Origin of the sequence: Pseudomonas sp. MF6394, from assembly GCF_002018845.1 — a bacterium.
Classification (GTDB): Bacteria; Pseudomonadota; Gammaproteobacteria; order Pseudomonadales; family Pseudomonadaceae; genus Aquipseudomonas; species Aquipseudomonas lactis.
The window spans coordinates 58,749-83,072 of the sequence record NZ_MVOJ01000024.1 but is presented as its reverse complement, the minus strand read 5'-3'; the positions used below and the strand labels follow the sequence as shown (position 1 = coordinate 83,072).

The 24,324-nt window shown below is 59.6% G+C and carries 30 protein-coding genes and 2 pseudogenes; 20 read left to right on the top strand and 12 right to left on the bottom strand.

All coding sequences use genetic code 11. From position 1 onward, the window contains the following. The 8 genes and pseudogenes from MF6394_RS22395 to MF6394_RS22360 all read left to right on the top strand — a co-directional run bounded on the left by MF6394_RS22395 (position 1) and on the right by MF6394_RS22360 (position 6,751). Entirely contained in the window at positions 1-987 is a 987-nt protein-coding gene (locus MF6394_RS22395) for an HOASN domain-containing protein (RefSeq protein ID WP_047711039.1), read from the top strand. A gap of 30 nt (positions 988-1,017) precedes the next feature. Next, positions 1,018-2,451: an adenylosuccinate lyase gene (gene purB / locus MF6394_RS22390; protein WP_078467565.1), complete on the top strand. Its 1,434-nt coding sequence runs from the start codon at positions 1,018-1,020 to the stop codon at positions 2,449-2,451. Beyond that, on the top strand, positions 2,451-3,899 hold the full coding sequence (locus MF6394_RS22385) for a class-II fumarase/aspartase family protein (protein WP_044273070.1): 1,449 nt from the start codon (positions 2,451-2,453) through the stop codon (positions 3,897-3,899). The genes purB and MF6394_RS22385 overlap by 1 nt, the downstream gene beginning before the upstream one ends. Before the next feature lie 45 nt (positions 3,900-3,944). Beyond that, a complete protein-coding gene (locus MF6394_RS22380; RefSeq protein ID WP_044273072.1) occupies positions 3,945-5,018 on the top strand; it encodes a class I SAM-dependent methyltransferase in 1,074 nt (357 codons plus the stop codon). Between the two features lie 110 nt (positions 5,019-5,128). Continuing rightward, positions 5,129-5,458 carry a hypothetical protein gene (locus MF6394_RS22375; RefSeq protein WP_003191756.1) on the top strand — a complete coding sequence of 110 codons (330 nt, stop codon included), beginning with the start codon at positions 5,129-5,131 and terminating at the stop codon, positions 5,456-5,458. A 97-nt stretch (positions 5,459-5,555) separates the two neighbouring features. Further along, positions 5,556-5,771 (top strand): annotated as a pseudogene (locus MF6394_RS22370) (GNAT family N-acetyltransferase); the annotation flags it as partial. 34 nt (positions 5,772-5,805) lie between these two features. After that, on the top strand, positions 5,806-6,066 hold the full coding sequence (locus tag MF6394_RS22365; RefSeq protein ID WP_044273073.1) for a hypothetical protein: 261 nt from the start codon (positions 5,806-5,808) through the stop codon (positions 6,064-6,066). A 400-nt stretch (positions 6,067-6,466) separates the two neighbouring features. Continuing rightward, the gene (locus MF6394_RS22360; protein WP_044273074.1) at positions 6,467-6,751 is read left to right on the top strand and encodes a DUF1652 domain-containing protein; all 285 of its coding nucleotides are present in this window, start codon (positions 6,467-6,469) and stop codon (positions 6,749-6,751) included. Here the strand turns inward: MF6394_RS22360 and MF6394_RS22355 are convergent. Continuing rightward, positions 6,726-7,088 carry an NUDIX hydrolase gene (locus MF6394_RS22355; RefSeq protein ID WP_032896941.1) on the bottom strand — a complete coding sequence of 121 codons (363 nt, stop codon included), beginning with the start codon at positions 7,086-7,088 and terminating at the stop codon, positions 6,726-6,728. The two genes, MF6394_RS22360 and MF6394_RS22355, sit on opposite strands and share 26 nt — an antisense overlap. A gap of 126 nt (positions 7,089-7,214) precedes the next feature. Here MF6394_RS22355 and MF6394_RS22350 point away from each other — a divergent pair, with 126 nt between their 5' ends. Continuing rightward, the gene (locus MF6394_RS22350) at positions 7,215-8,192 is read left to right on the top strand and encodes a Gfo/Idh/MocA family protein (RefSeq protein WP_044273078.1); all 978 of its coding nucleotides are present in this window, start codon (positions 7,215-7,217) and stop codon (positions 8,190-8,192) included. A 45-nt stretch (positions 8,193-8,237) separates the two neighbouring features. Further along, entirely contained in the window at positions 8,238-8,867 is a 630-nt protein-coding gene (locus tag MF6394_RS22345) for a ribonuclease T2 family protein (RefSeq protein WP_044273079.1), read from the top strand. A 13-nt stretch (positions 8,868-8,880) separates the two neighbouring features. Here MF6394_RS22345 and MF6394_RS22340 read toward each other — a convergent pair whose 3' ends face one another. Next, positions 8,881-9,483 (bottom strand): LuxR C-terminal-related transcriptional regulator, encoded by a 603-nt coding sequence (locus MF6394_RS22340; RefSeq protein WP_032896946.1) that lies wholly within the window; start codon positions 9,481-9,483, stop codon positions 8,881-8,883. A gap of 180 nt (positions 9,484-9,663) precedes the next feature. Here MF6394_RS22340 and MF6394_RS22335 point away from each other — a divergent pair, with 180 nt between their 5' ends. Further along, positions 9,664-11,277, top strand: coding sequence for an ATP-binding response regulator (locus tag MF6394_RS22335; RefSeq protein WP_078467564.1), 1,614 nt, complete (start codon positions 9,664-9,666; stop codon positions 11,275-11,277). Here the strand turns inward: MF6394_RS22335 and MF6394_RS22330 are convergent. Then, complete coding sequence (locus tag MF6394_RS22330) at positions 11,267-11,602, bottom strand: hypothetical protein (RefSeq protein ID WP_044273082.1); 336 nt, start codon at positions 11,600-11,602, stop codon at positions 11,267-11,269. The genes MF6394_RS22335 and MF6394_RS22330 overlap by 11 nt on opposite strands. 208 nt (positions 11,603-11,810) lie before the next feature. Between MF6394_RS22330 and MF6394_RS34690 the strand changes: the two are divergent. After that, positions 11,811-11,957: pseudogene (locus MF6394_RS34690) on the top strand (GNAT family N-acetyltransferase); the annotation flags it as partial. A 552-nt stretch (positions 11,958-12,509) separates the two neighbouring features. Here the strand turns inward: MF6394_RS34690 and MF6394_RS22305 are convergent. Both MF6394_RS22305 and MF6394_RS22300 read right to left on the bottom strand, forming a co-directional pair. Further along, complete coding sequence (locus MF6394_RS22305) at positions 12,510-12,992, bottom strand: copper chaperone PCu(A)C (RefSeq protein ID WP_044274145.1); 483 nt, start codon at positions 12,990-12,992, stop codon at positions 12,510-12,512. After that, entirely contained in the window at positions 12,992-13,600 is a 609-nt protein-coding gene (locus MF6394_RS22300) for an SCO family protein (protein ID WP_003191741.1), read from the bottom strand. The genes MF6394_RS22305 and MF6394_RS22300 overlap by 1 nt, the downstream gene beginning before the upstream one ends. A 181-nt stretch (positions 13,601-13,781) precedes the next feature. Between MF6394_RS22300 and MF6394_RS22295 the strand changes: the two genes are divergently transcribed. Continuing rightward, complete coding sequence (locus MF6394_RS22295; RefSeq protein WP_069558357.1) at positions 13,782-14,165, top strand: DUF2946 domain-containing protein; 384 nt, start codon at positions 13,782-13,784, stop codon at positions 14,163-14,165. Positions 14,166-14,227: 62 nt separating this feature from the next. After that, positions 14,228-14,773 carry a putative natural product biosynthesis protein gene (locus MF6394_RS22290; RefSeq protein ID WP_078467561.1) on the top strand — a complete coding sequence of 182 codons (546 nt, stop codon included), beginning with the start codon at positions 14,228-14,230 and terminating at the stop codon, positions 14,771-14,773. A 31-nt stretch (positions 14,774-14,804) separates the two neighbouring features. Here the strand turns inward: MF6394_RS22290 and MF6394_RS22285 are convergent, their stop codons facing one another. Continuing rightward, positions 14,805-15,281, bottom strand: coding sequence for a hemerythrin domain-containing protein (locus MF6394_RS22285; RefSeq protein WP_044274139.1), 477 nt, complete (start codon positions 15,279-15,281; stop codon positions 14,805-14,807). A 297-nt stretch (positions 15,282-15,578) separates the two neighbouring features. On the opposite strand from MF6394_RS22285, the gene MF6394_RS22280 reads away from it, so the two are divergent. After that, positions 15,579-15,785 (top strand): hypothetical protein, encoded by a 207-nt coding sequence (locus MF6394_RS22280; protein ID WP_032896961.1) that lies wholly within the window; start codon positions 15,579-15,581, stop codon positions 15,783-15,785. Between the two features lie 60 nt (positions 15,786-15,845). Here MF6394_RS22280 and MF6394_RS22275 read toward each other — a convergent pair whose 3' ends face one another. Both MF6394_RS22275 and MF6394_RS22270 read right to left on the bottom strand, forming a co-directional pair. Beyond that, positions 15,846-16,406 (bottom strand): type 1 glutamine amidotransferase domain-containing protein, encoded by a 561-nt coding sequence (locus MF6394_RS22275; RefSeq protein ID WP_078467560.1) that lies wholly within the window; start codon positions 16,404-16,406, stop codon positions 15,846-15,848. Positions 16,407-16,436: 30 nt separating this feature from the next. Further along, a complete protein-coding gene (locus MF6394_RS22270) occupies positions 16,437-16,940 on the bottom strand; it encodes a DUF4142 domain-containing protein (protein ID WP_044274135.1) in 504 nt (167 codons plus the stop codon). Positions 16,941-17,122: 182 nt separating this feature from the next. On the opposite strand from MF6394_RS22270, the gene MF6394_RS34685 reads away from it, so the two are divergent. Together MF6394_RS34685 and MF6394_RS22260 are read left to right on the top strand one after the other, a co-directional pair. After that, positions 17,123-17,239, top strand: a complete 117-nt coding sequence (locus MF6394_RS34685; RefSeq protein ID WP_078467559.1) for a hypothetical protein — start codon at positions 17,123-17,125, stop codon at positions 17,237-17,239. Positions 17,240-17,400: 161 nt separating this feature from the next. Beyond that, on the top strand, positions 17,401-18,195 hold the full coding sequence (locus MF6394_RS22260) for a class II aldolase/adducin family protein (protein ID WP_044274129.1): 795 nt from the start codon (positions 17,401-17,403) through the stop codon (positions 18,193-18,195). A gap of 33 nt (positions 18,196-18,228) precedes the next feature. Here MF6394_RS22260 and MF6394_RS22255 read toward each other — a convergent pair whose 3' ends face one another. After that, a complete protein-coding gene (locus tag MF6394_RS22255) occupies positions 18,229-18,867 on the bottom strand; it encodes an AraC family transcriptional regulator (RefSeq protein ID WP_078467577.1) in 639 nt (212 codons plus the stop codon). 109 nt (positions 18,868-18,976) lie between these two features. Between MF6394_RS22255 and MF6394_RS22250 the strand changes: the two genes are divergently transcribed. The 3 genes from MF6394_RS22250 (at position 18,977) to glsB (ending at position 20,769) form a co-directional block, all read left to right on the top strand. Then, entirely contained in the window at positions 18,977-19,387 is a 411-nt protein-coding gene (locus MF6394_RS22250; RefSeq protein ID WP_069558362.1) for a hypothetical protein, read from the top strand. A gap of 73 nt (positions 19,388-19,460) precedes the next feature. After that, complete coding sequence (locus MF6394_RS22245) at positions 19,461-19,805, top strand: hypothetical protein (protein ID WP_003191720.1); 345 nt, start codon at positions 19,461-19,463, stop codon at positions 19,803-19,805. Positions 19,806-19,860: 55 nt separating this feature from the next. Next, on the top strand, positions 19,861-20,769 hold the full coding sequence (gene glsB / locus MF6394_RS22240; protein WP_056787397.1) for a glutaminase B: 909 nt from the start codon (positions 19,861-19,863) through the stop codon (positions 20,767-20,769). Between the two features lie 103 nt (positions 20,770-20,872). On the opposite strand, the gene MF6394_RS22235 is transcribed toward glsB, so the two are convergent. The 3 genes from MF6394_RS22235 to MF6394_RS22220 all read right to left on the bottom strand — a co-directional run bounded on the left by MF6394_RS22235 (position 20,873) and on the right by MF6394_RS22220 (position 24,323). Beyond that, positions 20,873-21,196: a hypothetical protein gene (locus MF6394_RS22235; protein WP_069558363.1), complete on the bottom strand. Its 324-nt coding sequence runs from the start codon at positions 21,194-21,196 to the stop codon at positions 20,873-20,875. A gap of 390 nt (positions 21,197-21,586) precedes the next feature. Then, the gene (gene mddA, locus MF6394_RS22225) at positions 21,587-22,354 is read right to left on the bottom strand and encodes a methanethiol S-methyltransferase (protein ID WP_078467557.1); all 768 of its coding nucleotides are present in this window, start codon (positions 22,352-22,354) and stop codon (positions 21,587-21,589) included. 724 nt (positions 22,355-23,078) lie between these two features. After that, positions 23,079-24,323: a saccharopine dehydrogenase family protein gene (locus tag MF6394_RS22220; RefSeq protein WP_032896980.1), complete on the bottom strand. Its 1,245-nt coding sequence runs from the start codon at positions 24,321-24,323 to the stop codon at positions 23,079-23,081. Between the last annotated feature and the right edge of the window lies 1 nt (position 24,324).

The window sequence follows — 24,324 nt, the reverse complement described above, 5'->3', positions numbered from 1 at the left end:
ATGAGCCCACGTAATTTTTCCCTGCCGCAATTGCAGAATATCCACACGGCCGAAGCCCGTCTGTTGGCGGAGGCCCTGAAGCCGGACGCGACGTTCAATCGCATCGAAATTGCCGCCAACATGCTGCGCGCCCTGTGCGAGAGCGGCCAACGCGGTGACGCCGCGAATGCAGCGCAGTGCCAGCAGTTGCTGTACATCCTGTCGCTGAGCGATGACGTGGCCACCGCCTCAACCCGGCGCTGGCTGGCCAATGCCGTCTATAGCGTGCAAGAGCGTTTCATGCCGTCTGTCGACCTGGCATCGCCCTTGTCCGAGGCCGGTTTCCAGCAACGCCTGGAAGAGCAGATTGCCGCGCAGTCGCGGGAAAACCACCCGATGTCGCAGTATGTGTTTGAAGGCAAAGCCTCTCGCGAGCAATTGCAGGTGTTTTTGCGCCACCAATGGTTCCGTACTTACCGCCTGTACCGGGACGCCGCCGACCTGCTGGTCAACCTGACTGACGTAGACGAGGCGGCCGCCCTGGCGCGTTATCTCTACGGCGAGTTGGGCGAAGAGGATGAGCAGCGTTCCCACCCGAAGCTGTTGGCCAAGCTGCTTGCCGCCGTGGGCCTGAATGCCGATTTCGAGGCTCTTTCGACGATGCCCGAGGAAATCGCCTACCTCAACAACCGCGCACGTTGCTTCCGCAACCCCGATGTCGGCTGGGGCCTGGCGGTGTTCTACATCACCGAACTGGTGGTGCCGGGCAACCACGGCAAGCTGTACAACGCCCTGCGCAACGCAGGCTTGAGCCAGGATGACGCGGAGTACTACGAAGTGCATATCAGCCTGGTGCCGCCACGGGCCAAGCGTGAATGGGCGCTGATCTCACGGCGTATTCCGGACCTCGGGTTCCAGAATGCGTTTCTCACGTCCCTGGCCGAGCACTTCCGGCTGGAGCGGGCTTACTACGATGCAGTCTGGGAACAAGTGCAACGCGTGAAGTAGCCCTCCTTAGGACAACGCGAGTAACTCGACATGCCAAGTCATATCACTGAATCCCGTATCCACGGGGGCGCTTACTCGTCCCCGGAATTTGCCGCGATCTTCTCTGATGCCAATCAGGTGCAGAAGTGGCTCGATGTTGAAACTGCGCTGGCGGCGACCCAGGCGCAGATGGGCATCATCCCCCACGAGGCCGCCCGGGAAATTGCCCGGGTGGCCAGCGTGGAACTGCTGGACCTCGACGCGTTGGGGCGCGAGAGCCTGGAAACCGGACACATCCTGGTGCCGACCCTACGCGCCTTGCAGGGGTTATGCGCCGATGGGCTGGGTGAATACGTGCATTACGGCGTCACCACCCAGGACATCCTCGACACCGGCCTCATCCTGCAAATCCGCGATGCCTGGGGCCTGGTGGTGCAGCGTTTGCGCGGGATCCGTGGGCATTTGCTCACGCTCGCGCTGCGCCACAAGCACACGCCGATGGTCGCCAGGACCCATGGGCAGCAGGCATTGCCCACCACGTTTGGCTACAAGGTAGCGGTGTGGGTCGATGAGCTCGATCGGCACCTTGAACGTTTTGACGAAGCCTACGCGCGGGTGATGGTCGGTAACCTGACCGGCGCCGTGGGCACCCTGGCCGGGCTGGGCCCGCAGGGTTTGGATGTGCAGCGCTGCACCCTGGAACGCCTCGGCCTGGCGGCGCCATTGAGCAGTTGGCACAGCGCCCGCGACCGCATCCTGGAGGCGGCGTGGTTGCTGGTGCAGGCGTCGGCAACCTTGGGCCGTGTCGCCAATGAGATCTACCACCTGCAGCGCACCGAGATCGACGAAGTGCGCGAAGGCCGGCGGGCAGGGCAGGTGGGGAGCAGCACCATGCCCCACAAGCAAAACCCGTCGACGGTGGACCTGATCAGCGCGCTGTCGCGGCTGGTGCGCGCGCAGATGGTTGCGCTGACCGACGCGGCGTTCCAGTTGCACGAGCGTGACGGCACCACCTGGCGCATCGAATGGGCGGCCTTGCCCGAGCTGTTCATTTATGCCGGCGCCTTGCTCGCCCGTATGGAAGGCTTGCTGCTGGCTGGGCTGGAGGTGCGTGAAGCGCGCATGCGCAGCAACCTGGATTTACTGGGCGGGCTGATCCTGTCGGAGCGGGTGATGCTTGCGCTGGCGCCTCGGTGTGGCAAGCAGACGGCCCATCACTTGGTGCACGACATCGCCCTGCAAGCCCAGGACACAGGCGTCTGCTTTCGTGACGCACTGCTTGGCGACTCGCGGCTGCAGGGTTGTTTCAGCCCGCAAACGCTCGATGAGCTGCTTGACCCGTCGACCTACACGGGGCTGGCGGCCGAGATGGTCGATTTGGTGGCAACTAAAGCACTGCCTCGCGCTTGCGGCCATGGCCTTGAAGCGACGCAGGCAACCCCAGGCAATACCAGTCAGTCCCAGTACGCGATGGAGGGTATGTGATGGATGCGCAAACATTGGAAGTGACCGCCCGTGCATCTTGCACCGCACGGTCGGACCGAGCGGGCTTTGATCATGACGGCGAGCAATGCCGCCACGAACACAGCCATATCCTTGACTCGAAAACCCACGGTTCGGGTTATGCCGGCCCGCAGAGCCGCAAGATCTTCTGCAGTCATTGTCGCCTGCAACGCTGGCTGGACGTGGAAGCCGCGCTGGCCATGGCCCAGGCCGACGTCAACATCATCCCGCGCGAGGCGGCCCTGGAGATCGAAAAGGCCGCATTGCTGTCGGGCATCAATGTGCGCCAACTGGCCGAGGGCGTGGCGGCCACTGGGCATTCGCTGATGCCATTGCTGAGCGCCCTGCAAAAAAACTGCAGCCCCACTGCCCGTGAATACGTGCATTACGGCGCTACCACCCAGGACATCCAGGACACCGCTCAGTCCCTGGAAATGCGCGATGTGCTTGATGCCATGGAGCAGGCCCTAGAGACTCTGCTGGGCAAGTTGTCGACCCTGGCCGATGCGCACCGTGACTCGCTGATGGTCGCCAGGACTCACTCGATTCCCGCGTTGCCAACCACCTTCGGGCTGAAGGTCGCCGGCTGGATCGATGAGCTATTGCGCCACCGTCAGCGCCTGGCCGAGGCGCGCCAGCGGGTGCTGGTGGTGCAGTTGTTCGGCGGGGTCGGCACCATGGCCGCGTTCGGCCCGGACGCCATGCCGATGCTGGAGCGTTTTGCCCAGCGCTTGTCGCTGCAAGTGCCCCTTACGGGCTGGCATGTGTCCCGCGACCGCGTTGCCGAGTTCGTCAGCACTCTGGCCATGGTCACCGCCTCGTTGGCCCGCATAGCCGATGAAATCCGTACGCTCAATCGCTGGGAAATCGCTGAAGTGGAGGTGGGCTGGAGCGACCAGCAGATCGGCAGCAGCACCATGCCGCACAAACGCAACCCTGAAGGTTGCGAGCAGGTGGTGGTGTTGGCGCGGCTGGCCAAGGCCCAGGTCATGCTCGCGCTGGACGCGATGATTCTTGAGCATGAGCGCGATTACCGGGGTACCCGGCTGGAGTGGTGCGCGGTCGCGGACGTTTCCCACTATGCGCTGATGGCGCTCTCGATTCTGACCGAGACCATCGACGGGCTCACCGTGAATGTGCAGAAGATGGAAGGCACCGCCCAGGCCTATGGTGATGCCATCTGTACTGAAGCCGTGGTGTTCGAAATGGCGCGCAAGCTGGGCAAGAGCAGCGCCTACCAGATCATCTTCGAAGTGTCCCAGGCCAGCCAGCGCAATCACGTGTCGATCCGCGAGGCGATCGAGGCCGATGCGCGGGTGCTTGCGGTCATGAATGACGGCGCCCTGGCCCGGCTGTTCGAGCCCCGGACGCACCTGGGCATGTCCGAACGCATCGTTGACAACGTGCTGGCCAGGCTCGCCGGCCACTGATCATTGATCTCTGAACAGACTTGCAAATTCATCAAGGAGCGACAGATGTCTAACGTTATGGAAGTTGATAAAGCCAAGGTCCAGCAATTTTCGGCGCGCATCATGGAGGATTACGGCAACACGCTGCGCGGTGCCATGCTCTACATTGGCGACCAACTCGGCTTGTTCAAGGCATTGGCCGACGGCCACGCGGTGACCCTGGAGGAGTTGGCGCACAAGACCGGCTACAACGCGCGTTACCTGCGCGAATGGCTGGGCAGCATGGCCACCGGTAATTACGTGACCTACGACGCGCAAACCCGCCGCTACCAGATGCCCGCCGAGTTTGTGCCAGTGCTGGCCGATGAAGACTCGCCGTATTTCGCCGGTGGCATTATCCAATTGAGCGTGCCGTTCGTGAGCATGGCGCCCAAGGTCATCGAGGCCTTCCGCCACGGCGGGGGTTGCGCTGAAGAGGCGTTCCCGCTGGAAACCTGGAAAGGCATGGAGCGCATGACCATGCCTTGGTACAAGCACTACCTGGTCCAGCACTGGATTCCGTCCCTGGACGGCGTCGAAGAGAAGCTCAAGACCGGCGGCAGTGTGCTGGATTTCGGCTGCGGCGCGGGCCTGGCGGCGATCACCATGGCCAAGGCCTATCCTGAGGCGCGCATTGTCGGATGCGACTTCCACCTGCCTTCCATCGAGTTGGCGCGGGCCAACGCCGAGGCGGCTGGTGTGGGTGACCGGGTGCAATTTGAGGTGAACGACTCCGATGCCTTGCGCGGCCAGCAATTCGACTTCGTGACCACTTTTGTGGTGATCCACGATGCCACTGACCCTCAGCAGATGCTCAAGGATTTACGCGCAGCAACGGCCGAAGACGGCACTTACCTGATGGTGGAGCTCAACCTGTCCGAAGAGCTGCACGAGAACATGAACCTGTTCGGGCGCGTCATGTACCCGCAGAGCACCCTCTATTGCATGACCTGTTCACTGTCCCACGGTGGGGCGGGGCTGGGGGCGTTCATGGGCGAGAAGCGTGCCCGCCAGATGGCGCAAGCGGCCGGTTTCAGCCGCTTCCGCAAAGTGCCCTCGGAGTGGCCGCCAATGCCGGCGCTGTTCGAACTCAAGCCTTGATATGAGCCATCCGGCCATTGCGTTGCGCAGTAAGGCAATTTAATGGCCCCTTTGTAACAAAATCCTCGCCAAAATCACTTTTATTTTCAGGTGGTTAGGTGAGGATGCAAATGCGCTCTGTGGGAATGATGCTGATTGCCTGCTCCCTGGCCGGCGGCGCGACTGTCGCGCAGGCCAGGGAATTGCGCGAAGGTGACAAGTACATGTGCAGTTGGGGCGCCGGCACGGCCGCCAGGGCCCAGGAGCTCAAGTTATCCGGTGTTTCGCTGTACGCCGCCCGGCAGAAGATCCAGACCCTCAAGTTCAGCAAATCGTGGATGCGCATGATGGCCATGGGGATCACCGAGCAGACTTATGACAGTCGTTCAAGGCTCAAGCCGGAGGCGATTCGTCAGAGCTTTTATCAGGATTGCCTGCGCTACAAGGTCGCGCGCAAGTAATTCGTAGCCCCGCACCCGCTGTGAGGCCTTTACAAATCCACGACAAACCCTATGTAAGTATTTGCATACAATGGCGCACTTCTTCATGGAGGCCTGTATGCAAGTGCTGATTCGAGCGGCGACACCCGATGACGTCGACACGCTGTGCGCGATTCGCACCGCGGTGGTGCAAAACCACCTGAGCCTTGAACAGATGGCTGACCTGGGGATTACCCCGCAGGTATTGAGCGATACGTTGCGCGCAGCCCCTTGCGGCTGGATCGCGGAAGTGGACGGCCAGGCGGCGGGGTTTTCCATGGTCGATCTGGATGATGTGCGTTATGAAAAGAGCAGGGCGCCTTAAGGCCATGAATGCCCCAGAGCCTCCATCGTCCAACAGCTTGCGCTACTTTGCAGTGGGGGTGCTGGTTGTCGCCGTGTTACTGGGGTTCTATTTTGTTCAGCTCAACGCCAAAGTCGACCGCCAGCGTGCGGAGGCGGCTGAACGCCTGACGCTGTGTCGTCACCTGGAGGCCGTGGTAGGTGCCACCGCTTCCAGTCGTGAGGCGCTTGAAGAAACGTGCAAGCAGTTAAGTGAACAGTTACTTGAAAGTGCTGCACCGGATTAATAACCCTTTTTTATACGGGGGTATATAGCTGTTACTTGCACCAAAAAGTAGCACAAGTATTGCCTTCTACCTTAAAAAACATGTGGTTATTGAATGACTTACGACGCTTTCAATCCGACGAAAGGATTAAAATAATCTTGTTACATGTTTTTACAATCGCTACTATAGCCGGGCGTTCACCTCCCACGGTTTATGCATTTTTAAATCCCAAGTTTCCATCAGCTACTTGGGATTTTTTTTGCCCGCGATTTAATCTCGGCCTGCCATTCATGGCGGGTTACGCCCGACAAAATGAGGGCTGGCTAACACTTTTGCATTAATTGTCCGGCGGCCCGCAAAACCTTATCTATGCTGCTTGCATCACCTCAATCGGGTAGAACCCAGGGACGGGGGGCTGATCATGATTTCCATCACCGAATTCAATCGCATCATGGCCTCAGGCTTCCTGCCGCTTGCGTGTGAGTGCTGCCTTAACAGCGACGGCTCACTGCGCATCAGCGTGTTCGAGCCCACGTCCGGTCGTGTCGACTTGCTGCTGACCTGCGTATCGCCCGAGGGCCTGGACAGCATCCGTGCCATCGCCAACCTGATTGGTGAGTTGCGTACCGAGATAAAGGCCGGCCGCCGTGGGTTTGCTGCGGTGGGTTCTGTCCAGGGCGTCAGAGGCGCCGCAGGAAGGATTTGACGATGTGGCGCGTGGCGTCTGTGGTGTCCAGCTCATCCAGGGCGCTGTAGGCGTACCACTGGCAATCGACAATCTCGTTGCACGGCCGTGCCTCGTCGATATTGACTACCGAGGCCTCAAACACATGGTGGACGGTGTCGCGGGCCTTGAGCTCCTGCAGGTACAGCAAGCCGTCCACGTTTAATCCGGTTTCTTCTTCCAGCTCGCGTTCCGCCGCGCCTACCGGGCGCTCGTCTGCTTCCACTTTCCCGCCGGGCAATGCCCATTTTGATCTGGCCTTGCGCACGAAGAGGATATGCCCCTCATGTTCGCAAATGACGGTTGCCCTAATTTTCATCGAATGTGCCCCCGCGCCGAACGAATGTCATAAAAGTGTAATGCAATTGTCATGCTAAGTGGTTATGGCGCGCCAGGGCCGGTATGTGGATACTGCCCGATTGACGAATACGACCGAGGACATTAGATGAAGACCATACGCTGGGGCATGATCGGCTGTGGCAGTGTCACTGAGTTAAAGAGTGGACCGGCTTTCTATAAAGCGCCAGGTTCGGCATTGGTCGCCGTGATGGGGCGGCGTGCCGAGGCGGTGCGCGATTATGCGGCGCGCCATGGCATTGCCCGCTGCTATACCGACGCCCAGGCCTTGATCGATGACCCCGAGGTGGAGGCGGTCTACATCGCCACCCCGCCCGACAGTCACCTTGAGTACGCCCTGAGGGTGGCCGCGGCGGGCAAGCATTGTTGCGTCGAAAAGCCGATGTCGCTGAATGCTGAACAGAGCGCGTTGATGCAGCGCACCTTTGAGCGCGCCGGGCTGCACCTGTTTGTTTCTTACTACCGGCGTTCATTGCCGCGCTTTGAGCAAGTGCGCACCTGGCTGCAGGAAGGCCGTATCGGTGAGCTGCGCCACCTGACCTGGACCTTGTGCAAGCCAGCTGCCGCAACAGACACCGACGCCGCCAATTGGCGTACCGACCCGGCCATTGCCGGTGGCGGCTACTTTGCCGACCTGGCCAGCCATGGGTTTGACCTGTTCCAGTACCTGGCTGGGGATATCGTTGAGGTCTCAGGCTTTTCGGCGCGACAGGCGGGACGCTACGCGGCAGAAGACGCAGTGACAGCCTGTTGGACATTCGCCAGCGGTGCGCTGGGCATGGGCTGCTGGAACTTTGTGGCAGACCGCCGCGAAGACCGTGTCGAACTGATCGGCAGTCGCGGCCGTATTCAATTTTCGGTGTTCGACGACCAGCCGCTGCGGCTTGAAGGCGAGACCACCGAAGTGTTGGAAGTGCCGTGTCACACCCATATTCAATGGCACCATGTGCTGAACATGAACGCGCATATTCGTGGCGAGGCCGAGCATCCGTCGTTGGCCATCGAGGCGCTGAAGACCGATATCATCCTGGACAAGGTGCTACACCGTTACTCCCAGCATCCCTAGTCGTGGCGATAGCGTAAGGCTTCACTCTTTTAAAGGAATACCGGGATGAAATACTGGATGGTGCTGTGGCTGCTGATCGCCACCGCGGCAACGGCGGCGCCACGCAGCCAAGGGCAGTCGGGCGAGTTTGATTTCTATGTGCTGTCGCTATCGTGGTCACCCACGTTTTGCCTGACGCACCCAGGCAACGAGCAATGTTCGGGCAAGGGCTACGGCTTTGTGCTGCACGGTTTGTGGCCGCAATACGCGCGCGGAGGGTGGCCGGCGTCCTGTGCGCCGCAGATGCACTTGAGCGAGGCAGAAATGGACAAGGGCGCGGCGCTGTTTCCCACCCGTGCACTGCTCAAGCATGAGTGGGCCAAGCATGGCACCTGCAGTGGGCTGCCGCCGTTGGAGTACCTGGAGAAGACCGATGTGGCGCTTGGTGCGGTGGTGATCCCGCCACAGTTGCAGCCGTTCAACACGCCGCCGTCATTGCAGGCCAAAGAGATCGAGGCGCTGTTTCGCGAGAGCAACCCACGCATGGGCAACCACGGGATGGCGGTGATCTGCAAGGGTCAGGTGCTGTCGGAAGTGCGGGTGTGCCTGACCAAGGATCTGGCGTTTGCAGGTTGCCCGCGCAGTGTGAAAAGCCAATGCCGTGGAGGCGATATTCGTATTCCCACGCAGCGTTGAGCAGCGCAGGCGCCTAGAACTCGCCGGAATACTTCACCGCAGCTGCAGCGCGTGAGGGGACATTCAGGCTGCGCAACAATGACGACACATGGATACGCACGGTAAACGGCGAGATATTCAGGGCCTTGGCAATTTCCTTGTTGGTCTTGCCCTGGGCAATCAGGCGCAGCACTTCCTGCTGACGTGGGGTGAGGGTGTGGGTGTCGAGGGGCAGCAGGCCTGAAGGGGCGAACTTGACCAGCACTTCGCCCTCGCGGATCGCCAGCAGGGCCTGGCCGATCTCATCCGGGGCGATGTTCTTACCGATAAAACCGTCGGCGCCCAGGGCCATGACCTGTTCGATCAGCGCGGGGTCGTCGACCATCGACACCAGGACCAAGGTGGTGCGTTTCAGTTGCTGGCGCAGTTCGGCCAGTTGGCTGATGCAGGTCAGGCCGGGAAAGCGCAAATCGAGAATCAAGGTATCGACCTCGCCCGCTTCGCACAGCAACGCATTCACCGTGGCCAGGTCGCCGGCCTCCTGCACCACCGCGCCCGGTAGCAGGCGCTGCACGGTGCGCGTCATGCCTTCGCGAAACATGGGGTGGTCGTCGGCGATGATGATACGGCCGGTCATTGTGTGCTCCTTCCTGGGGCAAGGTTGTATCCAGGCATGCTAATTTACCACCGGGCCTGTAGGAGCGAGCTTGCTCGCGAAGAACTCACAGGCGCTGCGTTCATTCAGGCAACACGCGTTATCGTTAACGTTTTTCGCGAGCAAGCTCGCTCCTACAGATGATAGGTCAGGGATACGACGATGAGTCTTGAGACCAATTCTGAACTCGATCAGGCTAACCTGCGCATCGTGGTGGCCACCATCGCCATTGTGTATATAAGCCTATTGGGTTTCCTACCTGGGCAATCGCTGGACACCTACCTGCCGGTGATCCTCTATATCTTCGTGTTCCTGCTGGCGTCCATCGTGCTTCGCCAGGTGATCGCGCGCTGGCCCGGGCATTACCCGGCGCGGCGGATCTTCGGCATGATCCACGACTACACCGGTACTTCGTTCGGCCTGGTAGTGGGGGGTGAAGCGGCATTGCCGCTGTATGCGGTGATGGTTTGGGTGAACCTGGGCAATGGCATGCGCTACGGTTCGCGCTACCTGGCGATTGCCACGGCGCTGGCGTTGCTGGCGTTGTTGATCGTGTACCAGCTTACGCCGCTGTGGCAGGCGCAGCCGTTCATGGTGCTGATGCTGATGATCACCAGCACGGTGATCCCGGTGTATGCGCATATTCTGCTGGAGCGCACGCGCAAGGCCTCCGAGCAAGCGATCGCTGCCAACCTGGAAAAATCCCGCTTTCTCGCCCAGGCCAGTCATGACCTGCGCCAGCCTATCCACTCCATTGGCCTGTTCACCGCCTGCCTGCGCGAAGCGCGCTTGGGAGATGACGAACAGCGCCTGGTGGACAATATCGACCGTTCGCTGCTTAACGTGTCGCAATTGTTCCGTTCGATTCTCGACCTTTACACCCTCGACAACGGTCGGCTGTTGCCCAAGTACCAAGTGCTCCACCTGGGCGAATTTCTCGCCGACCTGGTGCGCCAGAACGCCGAGGCCGCACGCTGGGCGGGTGTGGAGTTGCGCTTGCGCCCCTGCGCCCATTGGGTGTTGGTCGATCCAGGCATGCTGGCGACCATGGTGCAGAACCTGCTCTCCAATTGCTTCAAATACGGCGCCCAGCGACCGGTGCTGATCGGCGTGCGTGTGCGCGATAACGGCTTGGTAATCGAGGTACACGACCAGGGGCGGGGGATTGCCAGGGAGCATCTTTCAAAAGTCTTCGAAGAGTTTTATCGCGTGCGTCAACTGCGTGACAAGGACGTTGAAGGCGTGGGCCTGGGGCTGTCCATCGTCAAGCGCCTGGGGCAATTGATGGGGTTGCAGGTGAGCCTGCGCTCGCGCGTTGGCCATGGCACTTCTGTCAGCTTGCATGGCTTGGCCCTGGCGGCCGCGCCGCGCCAACCGGCGTTGCGCGACGATGCACGCCAAGCCGGCCTGCTCACCGGCCTTAAGGTGTGCCTGGTGGAAGATGACTACAACGTGCTGCTCGCCACCCAGGCCCTGCTTGAGCGCTGGGGGTGCCAAGTGCAGGCCGAGTCCACGGGGCAGGGTTTGGTCAGCGACTGTGACATCATCGTCGCCGACTATGACCTGGGCAACCATGCCACCGGCATCGAATGCATCGACCAGCTACGCGAGCAACGTGGCTGGGCGGTGCCAGCGCTGATCCTCACCGGCCACGACGTGGAGAAAATCCAGGCCGCGTTGCATGACCGTCAGATCGCTATCCTGTCCAAACCGGTACGCCCTACGGAACTGCGCGGCACCCTGCGTGAGCTCAGCCAGGAAAAAATTACTGCATGAATGGTGTTAATCCATTGCCTTTGGCACCCTTGGGCATGCAGTAGGCCGCTGGCTTCATCAGGCCGAAGCTGGCAATCGCGAACGCGCCGCCGCTGGCACCACTGGGCACGGAACAGTTGTACTCGCCGGAGGCCGTGTTAGCCACGTAGTAGGTGGTCATGGAGTCGCTGCGCACATTGGAGATACGTTTTACCGGCTCGCCCAGATTGGTTTCCGACAGCTTCTTGAGATGGTCTTCGGTAGGCTTGATATTGCTGCAACCGGCGACGCCGATGATCAGGGCGCCCAACAGGGCAAGGCGAGTGACAGGGGAGTGGAGTTTCATGGTGCTTCTTCCTTGGGGTTGTTTTGGTTTTTCCAACGCGCAACAAACCCACGCGCACTGAATGCGCGGTGTTGGTGAGAACGTTGGAAGTGCCGCGGAATATAGCGCCGCCGTGAGGTAGGGTCGATTAGCACAAATGGGCTAATGGCAGTTTGAGGTCATGGAAGGAGCTTGACGCCGGACGACGCGCAGCAGCAGCAGCAGGCGATTGAGCAGGGTGGTGCTGGATGCGACAAGTCTTTATAGCGCGTGCGGGTATGTAGGCGATGAGCAGGCGGTGTATCGCTGCCCGTCGGGGTTGGTGCTGGCGTGTGTACCGATGGTGAAGCGGTTGCGGGTTATGAATCGCGCTTGAATGCAGCGCGCAATTGGGTCAGTTCGGCGCCATCGGTCATGGGATCGAGGGATTGCGTACCGAAAGCGTTCACCCCCACGATCCAATTGTGGGAGCTGGCTTGCCTGCGATGACGGCCTGCCAGCCAACACCTATCTACCTGACACCCTGCGATCAACCTGTGGGAGCGGGCTTGCTCGCGAAGGCGGCCTAGCAGTCAACGCAGTTGGATTGTGTACATATCCATTGCTGCGGTAACGGCTACTTAGGGTTCCGCCTGACGGCGGGTCACTTTCGAAAAGCGCGAAAGTAACCAAAGCGCTCTTGCCCCACCACTCGGCACCTCGCTTAGGCTCGGTGTGCCCGAACACAGGCTTGAATCCGTGGGCCGCCGCCACGCGCCATCCATGGCGCGGGGCGGCTAACCCGGCGTCCTGCCGGGTTACCCACGAATTCAAGCCTGCGTTCGGCCAGCGTGGTTTAACGGGGCGCCTAAGATCAAGATCACAAGCAGAGCAAGATCAAGAGCGGCTCGCTTCGCATCGTGGTGAGGTGGGAGAAGAAGCGGCCTACTCAATGCATCTTGCTATGGTCCATCTTGCTATGGTCCATGCCATCCAGCCCACGGGCCGTTGCCTTCACTTCGACAGCCTGCTTTTCACCCTTGGCATCTTGCACCGTCAGGGTCAGCGGCACTTGGTCGCCTTCCTTGATCTGGGCGTTCAGGCCCATCAGCATCACGTGGTAGCCGTTCGGGTCGAGCTTGACGGCTTCTCCTGCCGGCAGGGCCACCGCATCCACCGGGCCCATGCGCATCACGTCGTCCTTCATGCTCATCTCGTGAATCTGCACGTCCTTGGCCACTGGCGATGCCACGCTCAGCAATTTGCTGTCGCTGTCGGCGGTGAGGGTCATGAAGGCACCGCTGGATGGCTGGCCCGGTACGGAGGCGCGCACCCAGGCGTCGGTCACTTGTACTTGGGCGCTGGCGTGGGCGGCGAGGCCCAGCAGGGTGAGGCCGAGGGTGAGACGCTTGAGGTGTTGAACGGCAGTCATTAGCAGACCTCCATGACGGTGAGCAGGTCTTCTGCGCACTCTTGAGCGGTAAGGGATGCCTGCAAGCCAAGGCGCAGGTTGCCACGGGTGTCGAACACGAAACTGGTGGCGGTGTGGGAGAGGGTGTAGGTGTCGCCGGCGGGGATCTTTTCATAAAAGATCCCGAACTCCTTGGCGGCCACGGCGATTTCTTCCGGGGTGCCGTAGAGCGCTTCGAAGCTGGGGTCGAAGGCCTTGACGTAATTGTTGAGAATCTCGGGGGTGTCGCGCTCGGGGTCCAGGGTGATGAACACCACCTGCATGATCTTGCCATCGCGGCCCATCAGTTTCTTGGCCTGGGCGGCGCGGGCCAGGGCGGTCGGGCAGACGGCCGGGCACTGGGTGAAGCCGAAGAACACCACCGGCATCAGGCCGCGGTACGAGCTCAAGGTGACGGTTTCGCCGTCAGTATTCTTGAGCTTGAAAGTGCGGCCCATGATCTTGTCACTGAGGTCCTTGCCGTACTTGAAGTTCAGCTTGGGGCTGTAGTCACAGCCGCCCAGCAGGCTGCCCAGGCCCAACAGGCCCATGCCGGTCAGCACTTTGCGGCGGGTGAATAACGTACTCATCAACTGTGCATCCTGTGAAACGCCTGCAAGGCAGTAGAGCTGCCCCACCAGGCTTTGAAAAGGAGTAACGAGAAGGGTGCAGAGTCTAGCAACCCTGGCCCGTGCGCGTAATCTGCGACGTTCTGCCACAGGGGCGCGGCGCATTTCGTGCTTTTGTGGCTTCGGTGGTAGAGTCGCCGCCATGAAATTGCGCCACTCTGACCGCTCACTGATCGCCTGGGCCCTGTACTTCTGCGTGCTGATGAACCTGTTCGCCTGCGGTTTGGGGCATGGCCAGATGATGGGCCAGCAGCTCAATGGCATCGGCGGGCTGTTCTGTTCGGTGGACGGCGGCCAGTCGCCCATTTCCGACAAAGGGTTGGCAACCCCGACTTCCAGCAACATCTCGAACTACTTTGCCTGCCCGGTGTGCAACGCGGTTACCGTCGCCCTGGTGTTCCTGATCGGCCTGGCCTGGCTGCTCGGTCTTACGCACACCCCACGTGTCGCCCATGAACGGCGCAACAAGGCGCCTCCGCGCTATTCCTGGCCTTCGGCCAACCCTCGCGCTTCTCCCGCATCCTGACGTGTGCCTTGGGCTTCCTGTCACCAGGAGGCATTCTCTCGTCACGATGGTGAGTACGTTTTATGAACCCTCAATTGCCTGCCGGCGCCAGCCGCCTGGTCAGCAAGGCGTCGCGGCGCCTGCGTGCGCAGCCGGCGCTGCCTGATTACCCGAGCAATTCGCGCTGTTTCGTGCACCTGGACGCGCGCCTGCTGCCTCATTGGCATAGCTTGTTTGATATCTGCCCGGCGCTGCTCAAGCTCGACCCACCGGAGGGCTTGAACCTGTTTCGCGCCTTCATGACCTGGGCCTATCGCAACCAACCGCCGCTGGACTGGACCTACCATCTGAACGTATGCCGCTGGTTACTGATTTCGGCGTACCGCACGCAGATCGATGACGAACCGATCGAAGCCTTCATGGCCGCCGCCGCTGCGCGTTGGGTGCTCACGGACGACAGCCCGGCGGCAGGCATTGTTCTGAGCTGGCGCGATTGCACCCTGTTCGATTGGAAGGGCCACCCTTGGGTAGCCACGCAGCAGCCGGCATTGCCGGCGCCCGCCTGGGATTTCGCCTGGTGCCCATTGAATGCGCAAGGCACCTTCAGCGGCTGGCTGCCGGTGCCATGAAACGCCGAACCTGATAGCGAGCCGAAGGCCATCACGCCGCCAGGGGTTTTCTCGCCATGGTTTTTTTGTGCGCGGCCTTCATCGCTTCCATCTCAGCCCCCAGCTCCTCGAGAAGTGCTTTACCCAAGAGCTTTTTAGCTTGTGGGAACATCTCGGTTTCTTCCTCTTCGATATGGTGTTCAAGCAGCTCCTTGACCACTTTGACGCGACCGGAAAACTCGGTGGACGATGGGTCAGTTTTCTTCAAGTCCGGCAGTACCAGCGAGTCGACGGTACGGTGCTCTTCCTTGGCTTCGTGGTACATGATGTCCTGTTCCTTGCCCCCGGCTTTTCTGAACGCGGGGTAGAGAATCTCTTCTTCGAGCTGGGTGTGCAGGGTGATTTCCATTTCGAGTTTGGCCAGCAACTCGGTACGTTTTTTTACCCCGCGTTCAGTGGATTCGCTCAACTGGGTCAGCAGGGTCTTGACGCGTTCATGGTCGGCTTTGAGAAGGTCGATGGCATTCATATAAAACCTCACGGATGGTGTTCGGGCGTGTCGAAGCGCACGCCTCGTGGTGAGGGGGTTGCATCAGGCGTACCAATTTTTCGGATATAAAAAAATGTTTAAAATCAATTGGTTGAGTTTACTTGTGCGCTTTGCTGTCGTGCAGCTTGCATGGTCGGGTTGCGGCGACATTGCACAACGCCCAACCGGCGCTGACGCTCCAGCGCAACGGCGCAGGCCTTAAAGCGTGGCTTGAAAATCCAATGGAACCCTTGGCGCATCCGCTTGACCTAACGCATAGACTTCAGGAGGTGAATCATGCAAATAGAATATATCTGGATCGTATTGGCGGTGATTCTGCTGCTCTTGGAACTCTGGGCGATCAACATCGTTTTGCGCAGCACTGGCGGATGGGAGACCAAGGGGTTGTGGGTGGTGGTGCTGGTGTTCGTGCCGCTGCTGGGGCTGATTGCGTGGGCGATGTTCGGGCCCAAGCGTGAGATGGCGCAGCAGCGTAAAAGCTGAAGCGGTGAGTGATAAAAAACAGGCGCCCATGGGGCGCCTGTTTTCATTGCGCTAAACCGATCAACCGCCGACGGCGTAGGCAATCGCCTCATTGAACGCCGGCAGATCGTCGGGCGTGCGCGAGGTGATCAAGGTCCAGCCATTGGCCTGGCATTCTTTAACCTCGGCATCCACCACGCTGGCAGCGCCGGCGTTTTCAAGGTCGATGCGCACGCTTTTATAGGCGGTCAGGGTTTTGCCCTTGACCACCCCGGCGTCAATCAGCGTCCATGGCCCGTGGCAGATCGCCGCGATGGTCTTGCCGGCCTGCACGAATTCATTGATCAAGCGCAGCGCGGCGGCATCCTGGCGCAGTGTATCGGCATTCACCGTGCCGCCCGGGATGACCAGCGCATCGAAATCGGCGCTGACCACATCCGACAGTTGCACGTCTGATTCCACGGTCTGGTCTTTTTCCGTGTCGCCGACAAATGTCTGGGTAGTGCCGCCTTTGCTGGAGGCGTGCGTCACGGTCGCGCCGTAGCCACGCAGTGTCTCCAGCGGCTTGAGCAGCTCGTCGCGCTCAATGCCTGTGTTGGAGGTGATGACGAGGATGTGCTTGCCGTTGAGTTGCGAGCTCATGGTCGAGTGTCTCCTTGGGTCATGGATCGATTAATGGGCGTATTTGGTTTGCAGTTCCTTGGCCATTTTCAGGTGGGCTTCAAGGGTAGGCAGGGTCTTGGTGGCGAAGGCTTTCAGCTCGGGATTGTCCGAGGAGGCCGCTTCTTTCTTGAACAGTTCGACGGTTTTTTCATGGGCCGCCACCTGGTTGTTGGCGTAGGCCTTGTCGAAGGATTCATCGCGCATTTCCAGAATGGCTTTCTTGGCCTGGTCGGTAAGCGCGGCGTCATCGGGGACTTCGATATCGAGTTTTTTCGCCAGGGCCATCAATTCCTGATTGGCTTTGGTGTGGTCGGTAACCATATGCTGGGCAAAGGTCTTCACGTCCGCCGAGCTGCTTTTTTCCAGGGCCAGTTTGCCTGCTTCCACCTCGGTGATACCGCCCTCGGCGGCGTTGTCGACAAAGTCGTTGGAGGTCGCCGCCATCGCGGTGGACATCGAGCCTGCGATCAGCATGAAGGTAAGGCCCATCGGTTTCATCAGTCGAGTTTTCATGGTGTCTCTCCTTGGAAATGGCGGGATGCCGTTACCTGACTGTTGAATGGAGAGGGGCGTAAAAGGTTTAAAATTTTTTGCGCTTTTTTGCCCAGTGGTGAGGGGGCAATTGAGCGATCAAAGCGCAGATTCTGGGTGACAAATCCTTTGTTGATGACCTGGGCGCCGAGTCGGTGGATCTTATGGAACTCGTCATAACGATCGAGGATGAATTTGGCATCGAAATATCCAATGACATGGCAAGTCATCTCATCACCGTCGCAGACGCAATCACGGTTGTGACGCATGCAGTCCAGTAAAGGAGTGGCCGCCTCGCCTCCAGCCAAAACGGCTCATACTCGTAGGTGTTGTTTATAAATAAAAATAATAATTAGCTTAGATTAAAATGTGCTTTTTATTATTTATGACCATCCCCTAGTCTTGCCTGTAAGCCCCCTTAGGCCATCCAGGAAGATTTGCCATGAGCAGCGTCACGCCGATTTCCAGTGTTTCCAGCAATGTGCGCCAGCGGGTCACACCGCAAGAGTGGGAGGTACGGGTCAAGCTGGCCGCAGCCTACCGACTGGCGGCGTTACACAAGTGGACCGATCATATCTACACGCATTTCTCGGCGCGGGTGCCAGGGCCCGAGGCGCATTTCCTGATCAATGCTTTCGGGCTGTTGTTCGACGAAATCAGCGCTTCCAACCTGGTCAAAGTCGATCTGGACGGCACCATCGTCGATGACCCCACGGGCCTGGGGATCAACTACGCCGGCTACGTGATCCACAGCGCCATCCACGGCGCACGCCATGACTTGCAAGCGGTGCTGCACACCCACACCCGCGACGGTATTGCGGTGTCGGCGCAAAAGCAGGGGCTGTTGCCCATCTCCCAGCACGCTATCGCGTTCTCGGGGCGTGTGGCTTACCACGGTTACGAGGGCGTGGCCCTGGACCTGGATGAGCGTGAACGGCTAGTGGCGGATCTGGGCGACAAGAGTGTGATGATCCTGCGTAACCACGGCTTGTTGACGGGCGGCGTCAGCGTCGAGCATGCCTTCCAGCAACTACAAAGCCTGGAGCGGGCCTGCAATATCCAGATCGCGGCACAGGCGGCGGGGAATGCCGAGTTGATCTTCCCACCGGCAGAGGTGGTGGCCAAAGTTGAGCAGCAGGCCAAGGTATTCAGCAACGGTGAAGGCCCAGGCGTGGCGCGACATTGGAATGCGCTGGTGCGTCAGCTTGAGCGAACAGACACCGACTACAAAAACTGAGTGGTGTAGGAGGGGGCTTGCTCTAAATAATATTTAATTAACAGCCTCGCGCATCGCAATGCTGGGTTGCGCTGCCGGGCTCGGCGCGCCCGTGCGGTCCGCCAGGTAACGCGCCGGCGGTTGACCCATGGCCTTGCGGAACATGGTGATAAACCCGCTGGCATTTTCATAACCCAAATCCAGCGCCACGCTCTGCACACTCTCGCCGTTGGCCAGGCGTTGCAGTGAAAGGATCACATGCAACTGGCGGCGCCAGCGACCGAAGCTCAGGCCGATTTCTTCCAGCAGCAGGCGAGTCATGCTGCGTTCGCTCATGCCGATGCGCATGGCCCATTCGCCCAAGGTGGATTTGTCGCCGGGGTTGGCCAATAAGCAGTTGGCCAGCCGATGCAAGCGAGGGTCTTGGGGCATGGGCAAATGCAGCGCTTCGTGGGTCACACCGCCGGGAATCCACAACGCGCATTGCGGCGGCACGATCCAGATACCCGCCTCGATCACACAATGCACCACGCCGCGCAAGGTATAGATCAATTGCCCGTGTTGATGGTGGTGAGGGGTATGTTCCCAGCGCTCGGAGGTACTCGAGGCGCCCACGGCCACTATCGAGCGAGGGATGGCGGCGGCGTCGCGAACCCGGCAGGGGTCGTACTGGTCGAGGCGGTGATGAACCATGGTGGCAACTGCCTTGGCTGGATTGCGAAACATTTTGGCTATTGTGTGCAATGCTGTCCAGCGTCCCGCGCTCTATGATGAGAACCAATCTCATCCAAGGAGCTTTGCCATGCGACTCGACAGTTCAACTTTCCCCGTGGTGAAAATCTTTTTCGACGCGCCTGACGACGGCGGGCCGGAAGATGCCTTACTGACCTTCGAGCATTTGTTGGCCCGTGAGCAGCCCTTCTTGCTGCTGCACGAAAAAGCCGTGGATGAAAACAATCACGAACACGCCCACGAAGAGCGCAAGCGCGCCTCTATCTGGATGAAGAAAAACAAAGCGGCCTTGCGCGCCTATGTCAAAGGCATGATCCAGGTGGAGCCCAGCGCCGCCAAGCGCCTGGCTCTCAAGCCCTTCGCCGTGACGTTCGGCAAGGCCTGGGGCTACCCGCTGCTGGTGGTGGAGTCCGAGAACCGCGCCTGGGCGCTGGCCGAGGATGTGCTGGACCCAGAAGTGTCGGATGTGGCGCATTTCTAAGCCTGGCCAGAGCTCGACAGCGTCCACAATTGAACTACCTTGATTGACGAGCCTTCCCACTCGGTACTCAAGCATGCGCACGTTATGGACGCGGTATTTGGCATTGCTGGAAAACGATTTGAGCACGCAGATTTTCGACAACGTCAAGAACCTGTTGGTCTGCGCGCTGTTGTTTGCGGCGGGGACCAACGCGCTGGTGGGGCCGCACGATTTGCTGATCGGTCTGTTTGCTTCCAGCGTCGCGGGTTGGGGCTTGATTGTGCTGTCGACGCTGCTGATGTTGTTGAACGTCAGCGACGGCATTCGCCGGCTGGCCAAGTTGCGTTATCACTTGGCGTTGCAACTGTTATTGATCCTGATCTACGTGGTGGTTGCCGAGCGGGTGGTAGAGATTGTGTGGGTGTTGCGCGCCCACTGAAGTATCCTCCGCGCCTCGTTTATCACTGATTCAAACAAAGATGACAGGACAAGCTATGCAGGCGCTGCTGGAGTCGATCCTCGACGAAGTGCGCCCCTTGATCGGCCTCGGCAAAGTTGCCGATTACATTCCCGCGCTGGCCGACGTGCCCGCCCACCAACTTGGCATTGCGGTCTACGGCAACGACGGCACGGCCTACTGCGCCGGGGATGCCGACACGCTGTTTTCGGTGCAGAGCATTTCCAAGGTCTTCAGCCTGGTGCAGGCTATCGACCATGGTGGCGAAACCATCTGGGAACGCCTGGGCCATGAGCCCTCGGGGCAGCCGTTCAACTCCATGGTGCAACTGGAGTTCGAGCGTGGACGCCCGCGCAATCCCTTTATCAATGCTGGCGCGCTGGTGATCTGCGACATCAACCAGTCACGCTTCGCCGTGCCGATTCTGTCGATGCGCGATTTTGTGCGGCGCCTGTCGGGCAACCCGCAGATCCTGGTCAACAGCGTCGTGGCCGAATCGGAAGCCCAGCACGGTGCGCGCAATGCGGCCATGGCCTACCTGATGAAGTCGTTCGGCAATTTTCATAACGATGTGGACGCAGTGCTGCACAGCTACTTCAACTATTGCGCGTTGCAGATGAGCTGCCTGGACCTGGCCCGAGCGTTCAGCTTTCTGGCCAACGAAGGCGTGAGTGCCCACAGTGGCGAGCAAGTGCTGACGGCGCGCCAGACCAAGCAAGTGAACTCGATCATGGCCACCAGCGGGCTGTATGACGAGGCGGGCAATTTTGCCTACCGCGTGGGCCTGCCGGGCAAGAGCGGGGTTGGCGGCGGGATCGTCGCGGTAGTGCCGGGGCAGTTCACAGTGTGCGTGTGGTCGCCGGAGTTGAACGCAGCGGGCAATTCGCTGGCGGGGATGAAGGCGTTGGAGTTGTTGAGTGAGCGGATTGGGTGGTCGGTTTTTTGAGATCATTCCCACGTACATGGGGACGAGCATCAGACTGAAGTCGAATCGGCGCTCAAAACGCAGTGCACCAAACTTCATCTCGTTCAGTCTAGGTTGTCATAAATTAGGCGGTCTCTTTGAAGAATTCAGTTTCGATGTCGCCGGTACTGGACGTGCGTTTGGCTGTCCATTTCTCAAAAGAGGGGGAGCCGTTAACGTAATCCGCTTCCCAACGCCACGAACCGCCACTGGTTTCAAACCAGAGCACGGTCTCGTCTCGACCATCTCCGTAAAGGTGATAGTGGCCACTGACGGGCTCCGATATACCGGTAAGCAAATAATGAAATTCTCCACTGAAGGAACCTGCTAACTGATCGAACTTTTTAATAGTCAGACGGAATACGTTACTGGATCCGCCGTCGTAGTTTCCGGATAGAGAGTAGGTCATGGGCATTTCCTGATAAGTAGCGAGAGAGTAAAGTGATACGCAGTCATACTGAGTGAAAGTTCTCTTACGAGAACCTGTAGGAAATAACAGTTTTTTATAACGTTACTTCATAAGAATCCCCTTCCGGCTCCCTTTACTGAATGCTTGCGTGGCATATTTCAGTGTGTAGATGCCGCTATTCGGTCGGTCCCACGCTCTGCGTGGTAATGCATGCAGTGACGCTCGGCGTCACCTGGCACAGCCTGACGCAGAGCGCCCGGGCATGCAGAGCTTGGGAACGGTCACTGTAGGAGCGAGCTTGCTCGCGAAAAACGCCCAGGCTCTGCGGTCATCCAGGTTACCCGTGTCATCGTTGACGATCTTCGCGAGCAAGCTCGCTCCTACAGTGGGTTATTGGCGGGGTTTGTTGAGGCGTGGCACGACCATGCCCACCTCACGCTGATAACGCCGATACCGCTCACCAAACAGCGCCACCAAATCCCGTTCTTCGAAACGGGCGCCGATGAAGAGATACACCGACATCCCCAGCGCAAACAGCAGATGCCCCACGGTCATATGCGGCGTTGCCCAAAAGGCGATCAGGAAGCCCAGGTACAGCGGATGACGCACGACTTTGTAGAGCAGCGGCGTCCGGAATGTCAGGCCTGAGGGTGGGGCGTTGCGCCAGCGATCAATGGCCTGCTTCAGCCTGAACAACTCGAAGTGACTGATCAAGAAAGTTGCCAGCACCACGATGCCCCAGCCCAGCCAGAACAGGCCGGTCAGCAGTGCCTTGGCCCAGGCGGCGTCAACCGCCCAAACGGTGTGCGTAATAGGCCGCCACTGCCAGAACAGCAGCGCGAGCATCAGGCTGGAGAGCAGCACATAGCTGGAACGCTCCACCGCTGCCGGGGCGAAGACTGCCAGCCAGCGCTTGAAGCGTTTACGCGCCATGCTGCTGTGCTGGACACCAAACACAATGATCAGTGACGCATTGATCATGAGTGCCAGCGCCCAGTCGATGCGCGCGCCGGAGTCGATGTGTTTGGGCACGACCACAGCCCCTACGAAGCCCATCATGTACAGCAGGGTGAATAAGAACACCAGGTAGCAGCAGGTGCTATAGACCAGGCCAGCCAAGCGTGCCGTGAGGGTGTTTGAAGAGGTTTGCCGTTTCATGGACGATTCCTTTCGCACATGGTGAATGGGTGAGCCAATCGATGACTGGCTCGCTCAGACTAACGGCATTCACGGAGTCGGTAACCTGTTGAAGTTGACAGTTTCTTCAGAAGCGATTGGTGGTTTAACCGACGTTCTCATCGATCCAACAGGCTATATCAGGCCACGCCTGCGCCAATGTGAGCCCCGGTGCTGTTGCAGTGCTCAAGGGCGCTGAATAGTCAGGCGCGGAACCTGGAATGAACCGAAGCCCCGGATACACCGGCGACTCATTGTGGGAGCTGGCTTGCCTGCGATGGTGGTGGTTCAGTGGAAAAATCATTGACTGACAAACCGCCTTCGCGAGCAAGCCCGCTCCCACAGGGGATCGGTGCCAGGCGCTGATTCTGTGGGCAATACAAAACGAGTGTGGGAGCTGGCTTGCCTGCGATAGCGGTGGTTCAGTTGGAGACTCAGAGACTGACACACCGCCTTCGCGGGCAAGCCCGCTCCCACAGGGGATCGGTGCCAGGCGCTGATTCTGTGGGCAACACATGGCCAATGTGGGAGCTGGCTTGCCTGCGAAAGCGGTGGTTCAGTTGAAAACTCAGTGACTGGCACACCGCCTTCGCGAGCAAGCCCGCTCCCACATTTTGAATCTGTATTGTTCTTTGAACTGTGGGTGAGCCCAAACAAAAAATGCGCCCCTGGGGGCGCATTCTTTTGCTCGGTCAGCTATGGCCTATCAGGCCGTCGCATCCCAGGCCCGATCACCGTGCTCGTCTTTGATCCGAGTCGGCAAGCCCATCACATCCAGCGCCTTGAGGAACGGCTCAGCCGGCAGTTCCTCGACGTTGGCCATGTGCTTGACATCCCACTCGCCACGCGCAACCAGCAGCGCAGCGGCTACCGGTGGTACGCCTGCGGTGTAGGAGATGCCCTGGCTGTCGGTCTCGGCATAGGCCTCTTCGTGATCAGCCACGTTATAGATGAACATCTCACGCGGCTGGCCATCCTTGGTGCCTTTGACCAGGTCACCGATGCAGGTCTTGCCGGTGTAGCCAGGCGCAAGCGAAGACGGGTCGGGCAGCACGGCCTTGACCACTTTCAACGGCACCACTTCCAGGCCTTCGGCCGTCTTGACCGGCTGTTCGGAGAGCAGGCCGAGGTTTTTCAGCACGGTGAACACGTTGATGTAGTGTTCGCCGAAGCTCATCCAGAAACGCACGTTGGGCACGTCGAGGTTTTTCGACAGCGAGTGCACTTCATCGTGGCCGGTGAGGTAGAGGTTCTGCGAGCCGACTACTGGCAGGTCGTCGGTGCGTTTGACTTCGAACATGGTGTTGCTGGTCCACTGGCTGTTCTGCCAGCTCCACACCTGCCCGGTGAATTCGCGGAAGTTGATTTCCGGATCGAAATTGGTGGCGAAATATTTGCCATGGGAGCCGGCATTGACGTCGAGAATGTCGATCGAATCAATGCGGTCGAAATGCTGTTGCTGCGCCAGCGCGGCATACGCGTTGACGACACCTGGGTCGAAGCCCACGCCAAGGATGGCGGTGATGTTCTTCTGTTTGCACTCTTGCAGGTGGTTCCACTCGTAGTTGCCGTACCACGGTGGGGTCTCGCAGACCTTGCCCGGCTCTTCGTGGATGGCGGTGTCGAGGTAAGCCACGCCCGTGTCGATGCAGGCACGCAATACCGACATGTTGAGGAACGCGGAGCCGACGTTGATGACGATCTGCGATTCGGTCTCGCGGATCAGGGCCTTGGTCGCTTCCACGTCCAGGGCGTTCAGCGCGAAGGCTTGGATATCGGCGGGAACCTTGAGGCTACCCTTGGCCTTGACGCTGTCGATGATGGCCTGGCATTTGGAGATGTTGCGCGACGCGATAGCAATACGACCGAGTTCGTCGTTGTGCTGCGCGCACTTGTGGGCCACCACCTTGGCGACACCTCCTGCACCAATGATAAGAACGTTCTTTTTCAAT